At 73.1% G+C, this 17,130-nt stretch carries 14 protein-coding genes, 1 rRNA gene and 1 pseudogene; 12 read left to right on the forward strand and 4 right to left on the reverse strand.

Features of this window, described 5'->3' with window-relative positions; genetic code table 11:
* The 3 genes from rrf to AB0389_RS30095 all read left to right on the forward strand — a co-directional run.
* A 5S ribosomal RNA gene (gene rrf, locus AB0389_RS30085) occupies positions 1–92 on the forward strand; the annotation flags it as partial.
* Between the two features lie 424 nt (positions 93–516).
* Positions 517–1,371, forward strand: coding sequence for a hypothetical protein (locus tag AB0389_RS30090; RefSeq protein ID WP_366398727.1), 855 nt, complete (start codon positions 517–519; stop codon positions 1,369–1,371).
* Positions 1,311–2,084: a tetratricopeptide repeat protein gene (locus tag AB0389_RS30095; RefSeq protein WP_366398717.1), complete on the forward strand. Its 774-nt coding sequence runs from the start codon at positions 1,311–1,313 to the stop codon at positions 2,082–2,084. The genes AB0389_RS30090 and AB0389_RS30095 overlap by 61 nt, the downstream gene beginning before the upstream one ends.
* Before the next feature lie 106 nt (positions 2,085–2,190).
* On the opposite strand, the gene AB0389_RS30100 is transcribed toward AB0389_RS30095, so the two are convergent.
* The gene (locus tag AB0389_RS30100) at positions 2,191–3,552 is read right to left on the reverse strand and encodes a DUF1015 domain-containing protein (RefSeq protein WP_366398674.1); all 1,362 of its coding nucleotides are present in this window, start codon (positions 3,550–3,552) and stop codon (positions 2,191–2,193) included.
* 74 nt (positions 3,553–3,626) lie between these two features.
* Here AB0389_RS30100 and AB0389_RS30105 point away from each other — a divergent pair, with 74 nt between their 5' ends.
* Positions 3,627–4,658, forward strand: coding sequence for an HAD-IIA family hydrolase (locus AB0389_RS30105; RefSeq protein ID WP_366398675.1), 1,032 nt, complete (start codon positions 3,627–3,629; stop codon positions 4,656–4,658).
* A gap of 90 nt (positions 4,659–4,748) precedes the next feature.
* Here the strand turns inward: AB0389_RS30105 and AB0389_RS30110 are convergent, their stop codons facing one another.
* A complete protein-coding gene (locus AB0389_RS30110; protein ID WP_366398676.1) occupies positions 4,749–5,600 on the reverse strand; it encodes a siderophore-interacting protein in 852 nt (283 codons plus the stop codon).
* A gap of 149 nt (positions 5,601–5,749) precedes the next feature.
* Here AB0389_RS30110 and AB0389_RS30115 point away from each other — a divergent pair, with 149 nt between their 5' ends.
* The 3 genes from AB0389_RS30115 (at position 5,750) to AB0389_RS30125 (ending at position 8,899) form a co-directional block, all read left to right on the forward strand.
* The gene (locus tag AB0389_RS30115; protein ID WP_366398718.1) at positions 5,750–6,766 is read left to right on the forward strand and encodes an iron chelate uptake ABC transporter family permease subunit; all 1,017 of its coding nucleotides are present in this window, start codon (positions 5,750–5,752) and stop codon (positions 6,764–6,766) included.
* Between the two features lie 68 nt (positions 6,767–6,834).
* Complete coding sequence (locus tag AB0389_RS30120; protein ID WP_366398719.1) at positions 6,835–7,863, forward strand: iron chelate uptake ABC transporter family permease subunit; 1,029 nt, start codon at positions 6,835–6,837, stop codon at positions 7,861–7,863.
* A gap of 118 nt (positions 7,864–7,981) precedes the next feature.
* Positions 7,982–8,899 (forward strand): ABC transporter ATP-binding protein, encoded by a 918-nt coding sequence (locus tag AB0389_RS30125; RefSeq protein WP_366398677.1) that lies wholly within the window; start codon positions 7,982–7,984, stop codon positions 8,897–8,899.
* A 17-nt stretch (positions 8,900–8,916) separates the two neighbouring features.
* Here the strand turns inward: AB0389_RS30125 and AB0389_RS30130 are convergent, their stop codons facing one another.
* Positions 8,917–9,264 carry a sterol-binding protein gene (locus AB0389_RS30130; protein WP_366398678.1) on the reverse strand — a complete coding sequence of 116 codons (348 nt, stop codon included), beginning with the start codon at positions 9,262–9,264 and terminating at the stop codon, positions 8,917–8,919.
* A gap of 54 nt (positions 9,265–9,318) precedes the next feature.
* Between AB0389_RS30130 and AB0389_RS30135 the strand changes: the two are divergent.
* From AB0389_RS30135 to AB0389_RS30155, 5 genes and pseudogenes are all read left to right on the forward strand, one after another.
* Positions 9,319–9,549: pseudogene (locus tag AB0389_RS30135) on the forward strand (hypothetical protein); the annotation flags it as partial.
* 34 nt (positions 9,550–9,583) lie between these two features.
* Complete coding sequence (locus AB0389_RS30140) at positions 9,584–10,399, forward strand: TlyA family RNA methyltransferase (RefSeq protein WP_366398679.1); 816 nt, start codon at positions 9,584–9,586, stop codon at positions 10,397–10,399.
* A complete protein-coding gene (locus tag AB0389_RS30145) occupies positions 10,396–11,325 on the forward strand; it encodes an NAD kinase (protein ID WP_366398680.1) in 930 nt (309 codons plus the stop codon). Before AB0389_RS30140 ends, AB0389_RS30145 begins: the two co-directional genes overlap by 4 nt.
* A gap of 154 nt (positions 11,326–11,479) precedes the next feature.
* Positions 11,480–13,228, forward strand: coding sequence for a DNA repair protein RecN (gene recN, locus AB0389_RS30150; protein ID WP_366398681.1), 1,749 nt, complete (start codon positions 11,480–11,482; stop codon positions 13,226–13,228).
* Positions 13,229–13,456: 228 nt separating this feature from the next.
* Positions 13,457–14,563: a glycosyltransferase family 4 protein gene (locus tag AB0389_RS30155; RefSeq protein WP_366398682.1), complete on the forward strand. Its 1,107-nt coding sequence runs from the start codon at positions 13,457–13,459 to the stop codon at positions 14,561–14,563.
* 701 nt (positions 14,564–15,264) lie between these two features.
* Here the strand turns inward: AB0389_RS30155 and AB0389_RS30160 are convergent.
* A complete protein-coding gene (locus AB0389_RS30160) occupies positions 15,265–17,067 on the reverse strand; it encodes a glycoside hydrolase family 15 protein (RefSeq protein ID WP_366398683.1) in 1,803 nt (600 codons plus the stop codon).
* Between the last annotated feature and the right edge of the window lie 63 nt (positions 17,068–17,130).

Here is a 17,130-nt window from a genome sequence, read left to right on the forward strand (position 1 = left end):
CGCCCGGTTACATTCCGAACCCGGAAGCTAAGCCTCACAGCGCCGATGGTACTGCAGGGGGGACCCTGTGGGAGAGTAGGACGCCGCCGAACAATCTTTCATGGACCCCTGGTCCAGCGTTCACGCTGGACCAGGGGTCTTTTTTGTTTTGTACCCTTGCTTTTGCTCGAAGCGCACCGGAAGCCCGACTGCGCGAGAATGACTGCGGTACCCGAAGACAGGAGCCCCACCAGATGTCCCCCAACTCCTCCGACGACCGTCCTGAGCGCGACCCGCGCCGCAGTGACAGCGGTGACCGGGGCGGCTTCCGCGGAGGCCGTGACGATCGCGATCGCGGACCGCGACGTGACGACAATCGCGGTGGCGGCGGGTTCCGCGGTGGGCGCGACGACCGGTCCGGTGGCCGGCCCGCGGGGCCGCGTCGTGATGACAGCCGCGGTGACAGCCGCGGTGGCCGTCCCAACTCCGGTGCGGGATCGGGCTCCGGTTCCAGTGGTGGCGGGTACGCACGTCGCGATGACCGCCCCCGTACCGACGGCCCCCGTCGTGATGACCGTGGCGGCAGGCCCGTCAGTGGCGGCCCTCGTCGTGATGACCGTCCCAGCGGTGGCGGTTTCCGGCGTGATGACCGTCCGACCGGTGGTGGCTTCCGCCGCGATGACCGGCGGGATGACCGGCGTGACGATCGTCCCAGTGGTCCGCGTCGGGATGACCGTCCCAGCAGCGCTCCGCGTCGTGACGACCGACGTGACGACCGTCCCACCGGTGGTGGCTTCCGCCGCGACGACCGGCGTGACGACCGGCGTGACGACCGGCGTGACGACCGGCGTGACGACCGGCCCAGTGGTCCGCGCCGTGACGATCGGCCGGCCGGCGGTGGGTATGCGCGTCGCGACGACCGCCCCCGTACCGATGGTCCTCGTACCGATGGTCCCCGTCGTGATGACCGTCCGCGTACCGGCGGCCCTCGTCGCGACGACCGTCCGGCCGGTGGCGGCGGTTTCCGTCGTGACGACCGTCCCAGCGGTGGCGGTTTCCGTCGGGATGACCGTCCGACCGGTGGTGGCTTCCGCCGTGACGACCGTCGGGATGACCGACGTGACGACCGTCCCACCGGTGGTGGCTTCCGCCGCGACGACCGGCGTGACGACCGGCGCGACGACCGTCCCCGTACCGGGGGCCCCCGTCGTGACGACCGTGGCGGCCGGCCCACCGGTGGCGGGTACCGCGGGCGGGACGACAACCGCGGTGGTGGCGGCGGCTACGAGCGCCGTGACGACCGGGACCGGGACCGGGAGCCGATCAAGCGGCTGCCGATTCCGGAGGACGTCACCGGCGACGAGATCGACAAGAGCGTGCGCCAGGAGCTGATGAGCCTGCCGAAGACGCTCGCCGAGGACGTCGCCAAGAACCTCGTCATGGTCGCCCAGCTCATCGACGAGGACCCCGAGCAGGCGTACGCGTACTCGCGTATCGCCCTGCGGCTGGCCTCCCGGGTCGCCGCCGTACGCGAGGCGGCCGGCTTCGCCGCGTACGCCACGCAGAAGTACGCGGAGGCGCTGGCCGAGTTCCGGGCGGCGCGGCGGATGACCGGAAGCGTCGACCTGTGGCCCGTCATGGCGGACTGCGAGCGCGGCCTCGGCCGTCCCGAGCGGGCGATGGCGATGGCCGGTGAGCCCGAGGTGCAGAAGCTCGACAAGGCGGGACAGGTCGAGATGCGGCTCGTCGCGGCCGGTGCGCGCCGGGACATGGGCCAGATCGACGCGGCCATCGTGACCCTTCAGGGCCCCGAGCTGGCGGCGCACTCCGTGCAGCCCTGGACCGCCCGGCTCCGTTACGCGTACGCCGACGCCCTTCTGTCGGCCGGGCGTGAGGACGAGGCACGGGAGTGGTTCGGCAAGACCGTCGAGGCGGACAAGGACGGCGCGACGGACGCCTCCGACCGGCTCGCCGAGCTGGACGGCGTCGAATTCGTCGACGCCATGGCCGAGGACGAGACCGGCGGCGAGAGTGATGAGGCCGATGAGGCCGATGAGGTCGACGGCTCGGACAGCGTCAACGGCAAGGACGCCGACGACCGCTGAGTGAGGCGGAGCAGAGAGAAAGGGGCGGTATCCCGACCGACAGGGATACCGCCCCTTTTCTGTTCTCCGACGCCGTGCCGGGCGTCGTGCCGCGTCGCTCTCGCGGTCAGTCCGTCGAGAGGTCGCGCAGTACCAGTCCCGTCGCCGGCTTCGGGCCGAACGACGTCGACTTGCGGGGCATGGTGACGCCCTGGCGGGCCAGGTCCCGTACGACCTCCTCGCGCACCGGGTGCAGCAGGACCGCCGTACCGCCGTGGCGTTCCGCCTGGGCGACCGCGGCCTCGGCGTCATGGATGTAGGCGATGTGCTCCGGGGTGTCCGGGATCCGCCAGATGTGGTCGAGCAGGGTGGCGTGCAGGACCGTGGCGTCCAGCCGACGCCACGCCGGCGGCCGGTCGGCCCGTACCGTACGCGTCAGCAGCTCCTCGTCCGGGCGGTCGACCAGGTGGAAGCGGCCGTCCCCGGCGAGCAGGAACGCGTTTCCCGTGCCGGCCGCCGCGGCCAGGGTCTCCAGGGCCCGGGGCAGCGGGCCCTCGACCGTACGCACCCGGAATGCGCCTGCGAGGGCCTCCAGCGCGCGTCCGACCGGGAGTTGGCGGAGCAGCCGGTGGATGGCGCGGACCTGGAGGGGGTAGCGGGCCGTGTCGATCAGCAGGACCAGCCCGTATCCCCACGGGTCGGCCGCGCTCGTCGGGTCCGCCGGACCGGCCGGGTCCGACAGGCTGTGCCCGCACGCCTCCGCGTGTTCGGCGCCCAGCCGCAGATAGGTCGCCCAGCGGTGGTGGCCGTCGGCGATCAGGGCCTGGTGGTGGGCGAGATCGCCGGAGATCTCGGCGAGTTCGCCGGGGTCGGTGACCGACCACAGCCGGTGGTGGAAACCGTCCTCCGTGGTCGTGGTGAGGAGCGGGGGGCGGCGCAGAGCGCGCTCGATGACGGCTGCGGTGCCGGTCGCTGAGCCGGTCGACGCCGGGGTGGTGGTGGGTGCGGGATCGCTCCGGTACGTCAGCAGCAGCGGTTCCAGATTCGCGGCGGTGGTCCGCATCAACGCGGCACGGTCCGCGACGACATCGGGCATCACGTCCTCGTGGGGCAGCACGATCCCGTCCGCCGGCGCGGAGAGCGCCAGCGCCCCGATGACGCCCCGTTGCAGCATGTCGCCCCGGCGCTGCTCGTACACGTACAGCGCCGGTTCCGGATCGGGGGCGAGCACGCCCTCCGCCCGCCACCGGCGCAGGGTCCGCGCCGCCTGCCCGTGCCGCTCCTCGGCCGTGGCGGCCTGCGGCAGGATCAGCCGGACGATGTTGTACGGGTCCGCCGACTCCAGCTCGTCCAGTCCGTCGGGCCTGACCACCACGTCGTACGGCGGCGAGGTCACCGCCGACAGACTGCCGACCCGCTCGGGGACGTACCGCAGCCCGCTGAACGGAATCAGCCGCAGCCCCTTGTCCGCGGGACCTGTTGTGTTCATTGACGCATCGTATGTGTGCGACAGGTGATGGGGGATGATCGTGGGAGAAGTCCCCAGCGAGGAGCGTACGAAGGATGAGCCAGCAGAGCAGGACCAGGCCGGGCGGGAGTGCCACCGCGCTGAACGAGGCGTACGACACCGCCCTGCTCGATCTCGACGGGGTGGTCTACGCGGGCGGGGAGGCCATCGCGTACGCGGTGGAGTCGCTCCGTACGGCCCGGGGCGGCGGGATGCGTCTCGCGTACGTGACGAACAACGCCCTGCGTCCGCCGGTCGCCGTCGCGGAGCATCTGACCGAACTCGGCGTTCCTGCCGAGCCCGACGAGGTGATCACCTCGGCCCAGGCGGTCGCCCGGCTGATCTCCGAGCAGTTCCCCGCCGGGTCGAAGGTGCTGGTCATCGGCGGTGAGGGGCTGCGGGTCGCGCTGCGCGAGCGCGGGCTCGTACCGGTGGAGTCGGCGGACGAAGGACCGGCCGCCGTGGTGCAGGGGTACGGCGGCCCCGAGCTGGCGTGGGGGCGGTTCGCCGAGGCCTGCTACGCGATCAACCATGGGGTGCCGTGGTTCGCGTCCAACACGGATCTGACGATTCCCAGCGCGCGGGGGATCATGCCCGGCAACGGCGCGGCCGTCGAGGTCGTACGGATCGCTACGGGCGCCGAGCCGCAGGTGGCGGGGAAGCCGCTGCCCCCGATGCACCGGGAGACGATCCTGCGGACGGGGGCACGGCGGGCGCTGGTGGTCGGCGACCGGCTGGACACGGACATCGAGGGCGCGTTCAACGGCGGGGTCGACTCGCTGCTGGTGCTGACCGGGGTGACGGACGGGGCGGGGCTGCTTGCCGCCGAGCCCCGGCACCGGCCGACGTATGTCGACGCGGATCTGCGCGGGCTGCTGACCGGGCAGCCGGAGGTCACCGAGGGGCCGGGCGGCGGGTTCGGCTGCGGCGGCTGGACCGCCTCCGTCGTCGGGGACGCGCTGGTGCTCGACGGAGACGGTGAGCCGCTGGACGGGCTGCGGGCGCTGTGCGCGGCGGCCTGGACGGACGCGGGGGACGGCGCGTGCGCGCGGGACGCGGGGAAGGCACTGGCGCGGCTCGGGCTCTGAGCTGAGCCGGCCTGGCCTGGGTGGGGCGGCGCTTGATTCCGCGCCGCCCCGCGCCGCCCCGCGTCGGTACCCGCGCCGGAGCCTTGTGCTCTACGCCGGCTCTCCGGTGTTCAGCAGGTGGTCCTCGGAGGTGCCGCTCCGCCAGTAGCCGCTGAACTTGACCCGCCTGCGGTCGAGGCCGCGTTCGCCGACGAGATGGCGGCGTACGGTCCTGACGGTCGCGGACTCCCCGGCGATCCAGGCGTACGGGGTGCCGGCCGGCAGTTCGGCGGTGCGGACGGCTTCGGCGGTGGTCACGGTGGTCGCGGGGTTCGGTACGAGCCAGGTGATCTCGGCGTCGGCCTTCGTGGCGAGTTCCTGGCGGTCCGCCCGGTCGTGGACCTCGACCCAGACCCGGGCGGGCATGCCCGGCGGGAGGGTTTCGAGGATGGCGGCGACGGCGGGGAGCGCCGAGTCGTCGGCGGTCAGCAGGACCCAGTCGGTGTCCTCCGGCGGCCGGAAGTCGTACCCGGCGTTCTCCTCGTGGACCGGGGCGAGGACACCGATCCGGTCGCCGGGGGCCGCCGCGCGGACCCAGCGGGTGGCGGGCCCGGCCGGGGTGCCGCCGTCACCGCCGTCGCCGCCGTGCAGCGCGAAGTCGATGACCAGCTCGTCCTCGTCCGGGCCGTGGCGCAGCTCGCGCACCGTGTACGTACGCATGATGGCGCGGACGGCCGGGTCCATCTCGCGGTACGCGTCGTACCAGTCGGCCCGCGTCGTGTCCGGCATGACGGGTTCGCTCTGACCGGCCTGCGGGAAGAGCAGTTTGACGCGCTGGTCGCGGCCGGCCGAGGCCATCCGGGAGACGGTGGGGCCGCCGAGGACGACGCGGATCATGGCGGGGGTGACGCGCTCCGTGCGGAGCACCTCGACGACGAAGAACTGGAACGGTGCGTCGGTCACGGGGAACACCTCTCTCTTGGGGGCACTCTCCGCACGCGGGTGTTCCGCGCGGCGGTCCTCGGGTATGGCCCGAGAGGGGACGGAATGCGAGGGTAGGCTAACCTAACCTGGTGTTGCTAGACAGTCCCACCGAGCCCGGCGCGGAAGCGATCCCCGCCGAACCGCCCCCCGCGCGCCGCGCTGCCGCCCGCGCCGCGGGCCTGCTCCTCGCCGTCGCCGTGCTGCTGCTGGTATGCGTCGCGAGCGTCGCGATCGGCGCCAAACCGGTTCCCCTCGACGCTGTGTGGCACGGCCTGTTCCACTCCACCGGCACCGGGGACGATGTCATCGTGGCCGATGTCCGGCTGCCCAGGACCGTCCTCGGACTACTCGTCGGCTGCGCCCTCGGGCTCGCCGGGGCCGTCATGCAGGCCCTCACCCGTAACCCGCTGGCCGAGCCGGGGCTGCTCGGCGTCAACGCGGGCGCCGCAGCCGCGGTCGTCTCCGCCATCAGCTTTCTCGGCGTCACCTCGCTCACCGGCTATGTGTGGTTCGCCTTCCTGGGCGCGGCGGTCGTCTCGGTCCTCGTCTACGTCCTCGGCGGCAGTCGCGGCGCCACACCTGTACGGCTCGCGCTGGCCGGTACGGCCATGACCGCCGCGCTGTTCGGGTACGTCAACGCCGTACAGCTGCTGGACTCCGCGGCGCTTGACCGGCTGCGCTTCTGGACCGTCGGGTCGCTCGCCTCGGCCGATATGCCGACCGTGGGGAAGGTGTGGCCCTTCATCGCCGTCGGCGTGCTGCTCACCCTGCTGATCGCCCGGCCGCTGAACGCGCTGGAGATGGGTGACGAGACCGCCCGCGCGCTGGGCGCGAGTCCGGCCCGTACGCGCGTGCTCGCGATGGCCGCCATCACCCTGCTGTGCGGCGCCGCGACGGCGGCCTGCGGGCCGATCGTCTTCATCGGGCTGATGGTGCCTCATCTGGTCCGCTCGCTCACCGGACCCGACATGCGCTGGGTCCTGCCGTACGCCGCAGTCCTGTCGCCCGTGCTGCTGCTGGGTTCCGACGTGGTCGGCCGGATCGTCGCCAGGCCCTCCGAACTCCAGGTCGGTATCGTCACCGCGCTGATCGGCGGACCCGTGTTCATCCAGCTCGTACGCCGCAAGAGGATGGCCCAGCTGTGACCCCGAGCACCCGTACCCGGGAGAAGCCCGCGGCCACGTCCCCGGCCGCCGCCTCGGTCGCGCCCGGCATCCGCGCCTTCAGGACCGGCGGCGGGCTCTCGCTGCGTGTCGACCGGCGGGCCGTCCTGGTGACGGCGGCGCTGCTGGTGGCCGTACTCGCCGCCGGGGTCGTGCTGATCGGCAGCGGGGACTACCCGATGTCGCCCGGTGAGGTGCTGGCCACGCTCGCCGGGAACGGCACCCCGGCGCAGGAGTTCATCGTCAACGATCTGCGGCTGCCGCGCGCGCTGGTGGGGCTGCTGGTCGGGGCGGCCCTCGGGATCAGCGGCGCGGTCTTCCAGTCGGTCACCCGCAACGCGCTCGGCAGCCCGGATGTGATCGGTTTCGGACAGGGCGCGTCCGTTGGCGCGCTGTGTGTGATCGTCCTTCTGCACGGTGGACCGGCCGCCGTCGCGGGCGGCGCGATCGTCGGCGGTCTGGCGACCGGCGCCGGGGTCTATCTGCTCGCCTGGCGGCGCGGGGTGCACGGCTACCGGCTGGTGCTCGTCGGGATCGGGGTGGCCGCGGTGCTCACCGCCGTCAACCAGTACCTGGTCACCAAGGCGAATCTGGTCGACGCGACCCGCGCCGTGCTCTGGATGACCGGCTCGCTCGACGGGCGCGACTGGGCGCAGTTCCGGCCGCTGCTCGCGGTCTGCGCCGTACTCGTACCGCTGATCCTGGCGTACGGACGGCCGCTGCGGCTGCTGGAGATGGGCGACGACGCGGCGCACGCGCTGGGGGTACGGGTCGAGCGCACCCGGATCGTCCTGATGGCGTCCGCCGTGCTGCTGGTCGCCGCGGCGACCGCCGCCGCGGGCCCCATCGCCTTCGTCGCGCTGAGCGCCCCTCAGCTGGCCCGCAGGCTCACCCGCTCCCCGGGCCCCAACCTGGGCGCCGCCGCCGTCATGGGCGCGCTGCTGACGCTCGCCGCCGACTGGATCGCCACGTCGGCGTTCGGCGAGCGGCAACTGCCCGTCGGTGTCGTGACGGGGGTGCTCGGCGGCTGTTATCTGCTCTGGCTGCTCGTCACCGAGCGGAAGGCGGGCAGGGTATGACGGTGCCGGGCCCGGCGGAGCCGGGAGAGCGGGACTCGACGCGGACGACCCGACGCGGATGACGGCCAGGCAGGGAGAACCGGAACAGATGGACCCCGTGGACACCAGGAGTACGACCATGCAGCGCCTCACCGCGGAATCGGTGACCCTCGGCTACGACCAGCGGATCATCGCCAGCGATCTGTCCGTCGAGATACCCGACCACTCGTTCACCGTGATCGTCGGCCCGAACGCCTGCGGCAAGTCCACCTTGCTGCGCGCGCTCTCCCGGATGCTCAAGCCGTCCGCCGGGCGGGTCCTGCTCGACGGCTCGGTCATCCACTCGATGCCGGCGAAGAAGGTCGCCAGGACGCTCGGCCTGCTGCCGCAGTCCTCCATCGCGCCCGACGGCATCACCGTCGCCGACCTGGTGGCCCGCGGCCGTTACCCGCACCAGGGACTGCTGCGCCAGTGGTCGCCCGACGACGAACGCATTGTCGGCGAGTCGATGGAGGCGACCGGCGTCGGGGAGCTGGCCGGTCGCTATGTCGACGAACTGTCGGGCGGTCAGCGCCAGCGCGTCTGGATCGCCATGGCCCTCGCCCAGCAGACGCCGCTGCTGCTGCTGGACGAGCCCACCACCTTCCTGGACATCCAGCACCAGATCGATGTGCTCGACCTCTGCGCCGAACTGCACGAGACCCAGGGCCGTACGCTCGTCGCCGTACTCCACGACCTCAACCACGCGGCGCGGTACGCGACCCACCTCATCGCGATGCGCGACGGGCGGATCGTCGCGGAGGGCACTCCGGCCGAGGTCGTGACGGCGGACCGGGTCGAGGAGGTGTTCGGGCTGCGCTGCCAGGTCATCGACGACCCCGAGACGGGCACGCCCCTGGTCGTACCGGCGTCGCGGGCACGGCGGGCGAAGCGCGAGGAGGCGGCGGCGGATTCCGTCGTACCGGATACGGCCGAAGCCGCGCCCGAAGCCGCGCCCGAAGCCGCGCCCGAAGCCGCGCCCGAAGCCACCGCCGAGGCCGTCTCCGACCGGGCCTGAGGCCGCCGTCCAGGCGGCTAGAGCAGCGATCTCAGCCGCAGCAGATCGCGGAACCCCGCCTCCAGCCTGACCCGCCCCGAGCCCCACGCGCGGGCGAAATTCAACCGGCCGTCAACCAGCGCCACCAGATCGTCCCCCGCCATGGCGAGCCGGATCTCCGCCTTTTCCCGCGGCGGTCCGGCCGCCGAGTCGGCCACCTCGATCACGCCGTCCACCAGCCGCCCGGTGAACGTCACGTCCAGATCGGTGATGTGGCAGCTGAGCGAACGGTCGAACCCGGCGGCGGTGCGGACCTTGCCGTCCGCCCGCGCCAGACTTTCGGAGAGCTTGTCGAGTGCGCCGCGGCACTCCTCCTTCGTTGCCATCACGCCCGACGTTACCGCAGGGCTTCGCGGTAGCGTTCCGGCATGAGCGACCCGTACGAACCGGTTCCGCCGCGCCCCCTCGGCGTGGCGCGCACCCCGACCGGCCATCCCGGGGTGGACGAGCGGCTGGCACGGCTGGCCGACGCCGACCACCTCCCCGCCGACGCCCACGCCGAGGTGTACGAGGATGTACACCGGGGGCTGCGCGAGGCGCTGACCGCGCTCGACGCCCGCCCGGCACCCCAGGGACACCCGGCACCTCAGGGACAGCCGGCGCCCCGGTGACTTCCCTCGTACGACCACAGGAGCTGAACCGAACGTGGCTGGACTGGCACGCCGCCGTCTCGATGCCGAGCTGGTACGCCGTAACCTCGCACGCTCGCGTGAGCACGCGAGCCAGCTGATCGCCGCGGGCCGGGTGACGGTCGGCGGCGCCACCGCGACCAAACCCGCCACCCAGGTGGAGACCAGCGCCGCCGTCGTCGTCAAGGCCGACGACGGCGACCCCGACTACGTCTCGCGCGGCGGGCACAAACTCGCCGGCGCGCTCGCCGTCTTCATGCCGCTCGGCCTGGAGGTACGCGGCCGGCGGGCCCTCGACGCCGGTGCCTCCACCGGTGGTTTCACGGATGTCCTGCTCCGCGCCGGGGTGCGTCAGGTCGTCGCCGTGGACGTCGGATACGGACAACTCGCCTGGTCGTTGCAGAGCGATGAACGCGTCACCGTCAAGGACCGTACGAACGTACGTGAGTTGACGTTGGAAGCGATCGAAGGGGAGCCCGTGGATCTTGTCGTAGGGGATCTGTCGTTCATTCCGCTGGGGGTGGTCATGCCCGCGCTGGTGCGTTGCACCGCCCCCGACGCCGATCTCGTGCTGATGGTCAAGCCGCAGTTCGAGGTGGGCAAGGAGCGCCTCGGCAGCGGAGGCGTCGTGCGCAGCCCCGAACTGCGTGCCGAAGCGGTCAGGACAGTGGCGCGCAAGGCGGGTGAACTCGGGCTCGGCGCCCGGGGCGTCACCGCCAGCCCGCTGCCCGGACCCTCCGGGAATGTCGAGTACTTTCTGTGGCTCCGTGCCGGGGCGCCCGAGCTGGACCCGGCCGATGTCGACCGCGCAGTGGCGGAGGGACCCCGTTGACCACTTCAGTGACCGCTCCGAAGCCCGCCCCGTCCGACCGGACCGTCTTCATGGTGGCCCACACCGGCAGGCCCGCGGCGATCCGCAGCGCCGAACTCGTGGTGGAAGGGCTGCTGCGCAACGGCCTCGGCGTGCGGGTGCTCGCCATGGAGGCCGCCGATCTGCCGCTGCCGTCCTCGGTCGAGACCGTGCCCGAGGCCATCCCCGACGCGCTCACCGGCTGTGAACTGCTCATCGTGCTCGGCGGCGACGGCACGCTGCTGCGCGGCGCCGCGTTCGCCCGCGCCTCCGGCGTCCCGATGCTCGGGGTCAACCTGGGCAGGGTCGGCTTCCTCGCCGAGGCCGAACGGGACGATCTGGACAAGGTCGTCGAACGTGTCGTCACTCGTGCGTATGAGGTCGAGGAGCGGATGACCATCGATGTCGTCGTCCGCAGCAACGGCGACATCATTCACCGGGACTGGGCGCTCAACGAGGCCGCCGTGCAGAAGGTGTCGCCCGAGCGGATGCTCGAAGTCGTCCTGGAGATCGACGAGCGGCCCGTCACCGGCTTCGGCTGCGACGGCATCGTCTGCGCCACCCCCACCGGGTCGACCGCGTACGCCTTCTCGGCCGGCGGTCCGGTCGTCTGGCCGGACGTCGAGGCGCTGCTGATGGTGCCGATCAGCGCGCACGCGCTCTTCGCGAAGCCGCTGGTGACCTCGCCGACCACGACGCTCGCCGTGGAGATCCAGCCGGACACGCCCAATGGCGTCCTGTGGTGCGACGGGCGCAGGACCATCGAGCTGCCGCCCGGTTCGCGCGTGGAGGTACGGCGCGGAGCCACGCCCGTACGGCTCGCGCGGCTGCACCACGCGTCGTTCACCGACCGGCTGGTGGCGAAGTTCGCGCTGCCGGTGCAGGGGTGGCGCGGCGCGCCGCACTGAGCGGACATCGCACGCATGTCGCACGAGCGGGTGGTTTCGGTCTGATTCCACCGTGTATGTACCGGAGGGGTGGGCCCCGGGGACCGGGCCGGCCGGGGGAACCGGGCGGGAACCGGGGGTGGGGCGCCGTCGCACGGCGGCTCCCGGACCTCGTATGGTCATCACCGTGTTGGAGGAGATGCGGATACGGTCGCTCGGAGTCATCGACGACGCCGTGGTGGAGCTGTCACCCGGCTTCACGGCGGTGACCGGTGAGACCGGCGCGGGCAAGACCATGGTCGTCACCAGCCTCGGGCTGCTGCTCGGCGGACGGGCCGACCCCGCCCTGGTGCGGATCGGCGCGAAGTCGGCGGTCGTGGAGGGGCGGGTCACGATGGCCCCCGACGCGCCCGCGGCCCGGCGCGCCGAGGAGGCGGGCGCGGAGCTGGACGACGGCGCGCTGCTGATCAGCAGGACCGTCTCGGCCGAGGGGCGCTCGCGCGCGCACCTCGGCGGACGCGCGGTGCCCATGGGGGTGCTGGCCGAGCTGGCGGAGGACCTGGTCGCCGTGCACGGCCAGACCGACCAGCAGGGGCTGCTGCGGCCCGCCAGGCAGCGCAAGGCGCTCGACCGGTACGCGGGCGACGCCGTCGCCGTCCCCCTCACGGCGTACACGACGGCCTACCGGCGGCTGCGGGCCGTCGCCACCGAGCTGGAGACCCTGACCACGCGGGCGCGCGAGCGGGCGCAGGAGGCCGATCTGCTGCGCTTCGGGCTGACCGAGATCGCGGACGTCGAGCCGGTCGCGGGGGAGGACACCGAACTCGCCGCCGAGGCCGAGCGGCTCGGCCACGCCGAGGCCCTCGCCTCCGCCGCGTCCGTCGCGCACGCCGCGCTCGCCGGGCACCCCGAGGACCCCGAGGCCGTCGACGCGACCACGCTCGTCGGCGGCGCCGGCCGCGCGCTGGACGCCGTACGGGCGCACGACCCGGCGCTCGCCGGGCTCGCGGAACGGATGGGGGAGATCGCCATCCTGCTCGCCGACGTGGCGGGCGAACTCTCCGGTTACGCGGACAATCTGGACGCCGATCCGCTGCGGCTCGCCGCGGTGGAGGAGCGCCGGGCCGCGCTCACCGGGCTCACCCGCAAGTACGGCGCGGACATCGCCGCCGTACTGGCCTGGGCGGAGACGAGCGCCGCCCGGCTGACCGAGCTGGAGGGCGACGACGACCGGATCGCCGGGCTGGCGGCCGAACACACGACCCTGCGGACGGAGCTTTCCGGCCTCGCCGAGGCGCTGACCGACGCGCGCACCGAGGCGGCGGCGCGCTTCGCGCGGGACGTCACGGCGGAGCTGGCATCGCTGGCGATGCCGCACGCGCGCGTGTCCTTCGACATCCGGCAGACCGAGGCGGACGAGCGGACCGGCGTCGAGGTGGCGGGCCGCTCGGTGGCGTACGGGCCGCACGGCGTCGACGAGGTCGAGCTGCTCCTCGCCCCGCACCCCGGCGCGCAGCCCCGCCCCATCGCGAAGGGGGCGTCCGGGGGTGAGCTGTCGCGGGTGATGCTCGCCGTCGAGGTCGTCTTCGCCGGCTCCGACCCCGTACCGACGTACCTCTTCGACGAGGTCGACGCGGGCGTCGGCGGCAAGGCGGCGGTCGAGGTCGGCCGGCGGCTCGCGAAGCTCGCCAGGACCGCGCAGGTGGTGGTGGTCACGCACCTGCCGCAGGTCGCGGCCTTCGCCGACCGGCAACTCCTCGTAGAGAAGACCGTGGACGGCGCGGTGACGCGGTCGGGGGTGACGGTCCTGGAGGGCGAGGAGCGCGTACGGGAGCTGTCGCGGATGCTGGCGGGGCAGGAGGACTCGGAGACGGCGCGGGCGCACGCGGAGGAGCTGCTGGCGACGGCGCGGGCGGACGCGTAGGCGCGGACCCGTGGCCGGATGACCGTTCAGGCACTGGGAGTTGTCGCCCGGACAGCGTACGGTGACAGGGTCGGCCTTCGCGTGCGTTCACCCGTGTGAGTGATCCGGGGCGCGGAGCCGGGGTGGCCGGCGCAGGAAGCGACGCCTCCAGTGGTGCCGGAACGCCCTTACGGGCTGGCATCCTTGAGAGGTATCTCCGTTCCGACCTTCCCCCAGGAGCCTGGCCACGTGACTCAGCTGCGTACGGTCCAGGTGCTGGGCGGCGGCAGCGCGGGCAGCGGCGCGCATGTCCGGTCACTGGCGGCCGGACTGGTCGCCAGGGGCGTACGCGTGACCGTGTGCGCCCCCGTCGAACTCGACCGCGCCCATGACTTCGGCGGCGCCGGCGCGCACCATGTGCCCGTACCCCGGCGCGGCGATCCGACAGCTCTCACGGCGCTGCGCGCCGCGTGCGCCGGAGCGGACGTGGTGCACGCGCACGGACTGCACGCCGCCGTACGGACCGCGCTCGCGCTCGCCGGTCTGCGGGTGCCGCTGGTCGTCACCTGGCACACCCGCGCGCACACCGAAGGGCCGCGCGCGCGGCTGACGGGGCTGCTGGAGCGACGGGCCGTCAGGGCGGCGGACGTGGTGCTCGGAACGACCTCCGAGCTGGTCGACCGGGCCCGCGGCAGAGGCGCGCGGGACGCGCGGCTCGCGGCGGTCGCCGTACCGGCGCCGCCGCGGGCCACGGCCGACGCCCACGAGAACAAGGCCCGCGCCGAACTCGGCGCCGTGGAGCGGCCGTTACTCATGGCCGTCGGCAGCCTCGTCCCCGACCAGGGGTACGACACCCTCCTCGACGCGGCCCGCGCCTGGCGCCGTCGCGACCCCGTACCGCTGCTCACCATCGCGGGCGAGGGCCGGGAGCGGGGCCGGCTCCAGCGCCGGATCGAGAACGAGGAGCTGCCCGTTCAGCTCGTGGGCCGGCGCGACGACATCTCCGAACTCCTCGCCGCCGCGGATGTCGCCGTCCTTGCCAGCCGCTGGGAGGCCCGCTCCGTCCTGGCGCAGGAGGCGCTGCGGCTGGGGGTACCGCTGGTCGCCACGGCGGTCGGCGCGATCCCCGAACTCGTCGGCGACGCGGCCGAACTCGTCCCGTACGGCGACGCCACCGCCCTGTCCGACGCGGTGACCCGCCTCCTGGGCGACCCGGACCACCGGCACCGACTGGCGGCCCGTGGCCGCGCGCAGGCCGCGACGTGGCCGACGGAGGACGAGACGATCGCGCAGGTGCTGGCCATCTACGACGAACTGGCGGCGCTTCGCCTCCCGGCGGGGTCGCCTCCCGGCTAGGGACCGTGGGCCGGGTGGGTGCGGGGTCCGGCCGGTTGGGTCCGGTGCCGGGGGCCGGGGCGGGGTCGCCTTCCGGCGAGGGGCCGTGGGCCGGGTGGGTGCTGTACGGCCGGTGCACGCGGTGCCGGGGGCCGGGGCACTCCGGAGGCGCATCCCCGGATGCATGATTTACGCCGCGTGCGGCGGCGTTCTTTGACTGCGGGTGCGTTCAGCGGCACAAATCACGCTCTACATCCGGGGACGTCACCTCCTGCGACCCCGGCCCCCTCCGGTAGGTGGTCGGCTCGCGCGCAAACAACCCGTCCTGGGCCGGGGCGGGTGGGTCTGTGACGGGTGGTGAAGGGGGCACCGCAGGGGGTATGTGTCCGGACGTAAAGCGCGATTTGTGCCGCTGAACGAAACCCGCGCCCTGCGTACCGGCCCGCACGCGGCGTAAATCGTGCAGTCCGGGCATGTGCCCCCGGAGGGGCACCCGGCGACAACCCGCAGGTACGTGCCGGGCCGAGCCCAAGACGGACCACGGCCCCCCGCCGGGAGGCGACCCCGCCCCCGGAGGGGCACCCGGCGACAACCCGCAGGTGTGCACCGGGCCGAGCCCAAGACAAACCACGGCCCCTCGCCGGGAGGCGACCCCGCAGGTACGAACCGGGCCGAGCCCAAGACGGGCCACGGCCCCTCGCCGGGAGGCGACCCGCCCCGGGTCAGCCCCCGTACGCCCCCGACGCCGTCAGTCGCAGCGCCGTGTCGATCAGTGGCACATGGCTGAACGCCTGCGGGAAGTTGCCCACCTGGCGCTGGCGCTTGGAGTCCCACTCCTCGGCCAGCAGCCCCAGGTCGTTACGGAGCGACAGCAGCTTCTCGAAGAGCTTGCGGGCCTCGTCGACGCGGCCGATCATCGCCAGGTCGTCGGCCAGCCAGAACGAGCACGCCAGGAACGCGCCCTCGTCGCCCGCCAGGCCGTCGACGCCCTCGTCCTCGCCCGAGGTCGGGTAGCGCAGCACGAAGCCGTCCTCGGTGGACAGCTCGCGCTGGATCGCCTCGATCGTGCCGATGACCCGCTTGTCGTCCGGCGGCAGGAAGCCCATCTGCGGGATGAGCAGCAGCGACGCGTCCAGCTCCTGCGAGCCGTAGGACTGCGTGAAGGTGTTCCGCTCCTTGTCGTACCCCTTCTCGCAGACATCGCGGTGGATGTCGTCGCGCATCACGCGCCAGCGCTCCAGCGGCCCGTCGGCGTCCCCGGACTCGATCAGCTTGATCGTGCGGTCGACCGCGACCCACGCCATGACCTTCGAGTGCACGAAGTGCCGGCGCGGTCCGCGGACCTCCCAGATGCCCTCGTCCGGCTGGTCCCAGTGCTTCTCCAGGTACTGGATCAGCTTGAGCTGGAGGACCGAGGCGTAGTCGTTGCGGGCCAGGCCGGTCATGTGCGCCAGGTGCAGCGCCTCGGTGACCTCGCCGTACACATCCAGCTGGAGCTGGTGCGCCGCGCCGTTGCCGACCCGGACGGGGCCGGAGTTCTCGTATCCCGGCAGCCAGTCCAGCTCCGCCTCGCCCAGCTCCCGCTCACCGGCGATGCCGTACATGATCTGGAGGTTCTCCGGGTCCCCGGCGACCGAGCGCAGCAGCCACTCGCGCCAGGCGCGGGCCTCCTCGCGGTAGCCGGTGCGCAGCAGCGAGGAGAGCGTGATCGCCGCGTCGCGCAGCCAGGTGTAGCGGTAGTCCCAGTTCCGGCTGCCGCCGATCTCCTCGGGCAGCGAGGTGGTGGGCGCGGCGACGATCCCGCCGGTCGGCGCGTACGTCAGCGCCTTGAGCGTGATCAGCGAGCGGACGACGGCCTCCCGGTAGGGGCCGTGGTACGTGCAGTGCTCGGTCCACTCGCGCCAGAAGTCCGAGGTCGCCTCCAGCGAGCCCTCGGGGTCGGGCAGCGCCGGCGGCCGGTGGTGCGAGGGCTGCCAGCTGATCGTGAAGGCGACCCGGTCGCCCGGCGCGACGGTGAAGTCGGAGTACGTCGTGAGGTCCTTGCCGTGCGTCTCCGCGTCGGTGTCCAGCCAGACCGAGTCGGGGCCGGCCACGGCGACCGTGCGGTTGTCCACCTTGTGGACCCACGGCACGACCCGCCCGTAGCTGAAGCGCATCCGCAGCGCGGACCGCATCGGCACCCGGCCGCTGATGCCCTCCACGATCCGGATCACCTGGGGCGCTCCGTCACGCGGGGGCATGAAATCGGTCACTCTGACCGTGCCGCGCGGGGTGTCCCACTCGGACTCCAGGATCAGGGAGTCACCGCGGTAGCGGCGCCGGGTGGCCGGTGGTGCCGTGCTGCCCGCGGGGTGCGCGGGGCCGAGTCGCCAGAACCCGTGCTCCTCCGTACCGAGCAGGGCCGCGAACACGGCGTGCGAGTCGAAGCGGGGCAGGCACAGCCAGTCGACTGTGCCGTCCCGGCAGACCAGGGCAGCGGTCTGCATGTCTCCGATGAGTGCGTAATCCTCGATGCGCCCGGCCACGTGCATCTCCAGTCGAACGGCCTGTCCGCCCCGTGGGGCGCGTACTTCGGTCAAGGGTCGTTG

Source organism: Streptomyces sp. NPDC093109 (assembly GCF_040701725.1).
Lineage (GTDB): Bacteria > Actinomycetota > Actinomycetes > Streptomycetales > Streptomycetaceae > Streptomyces.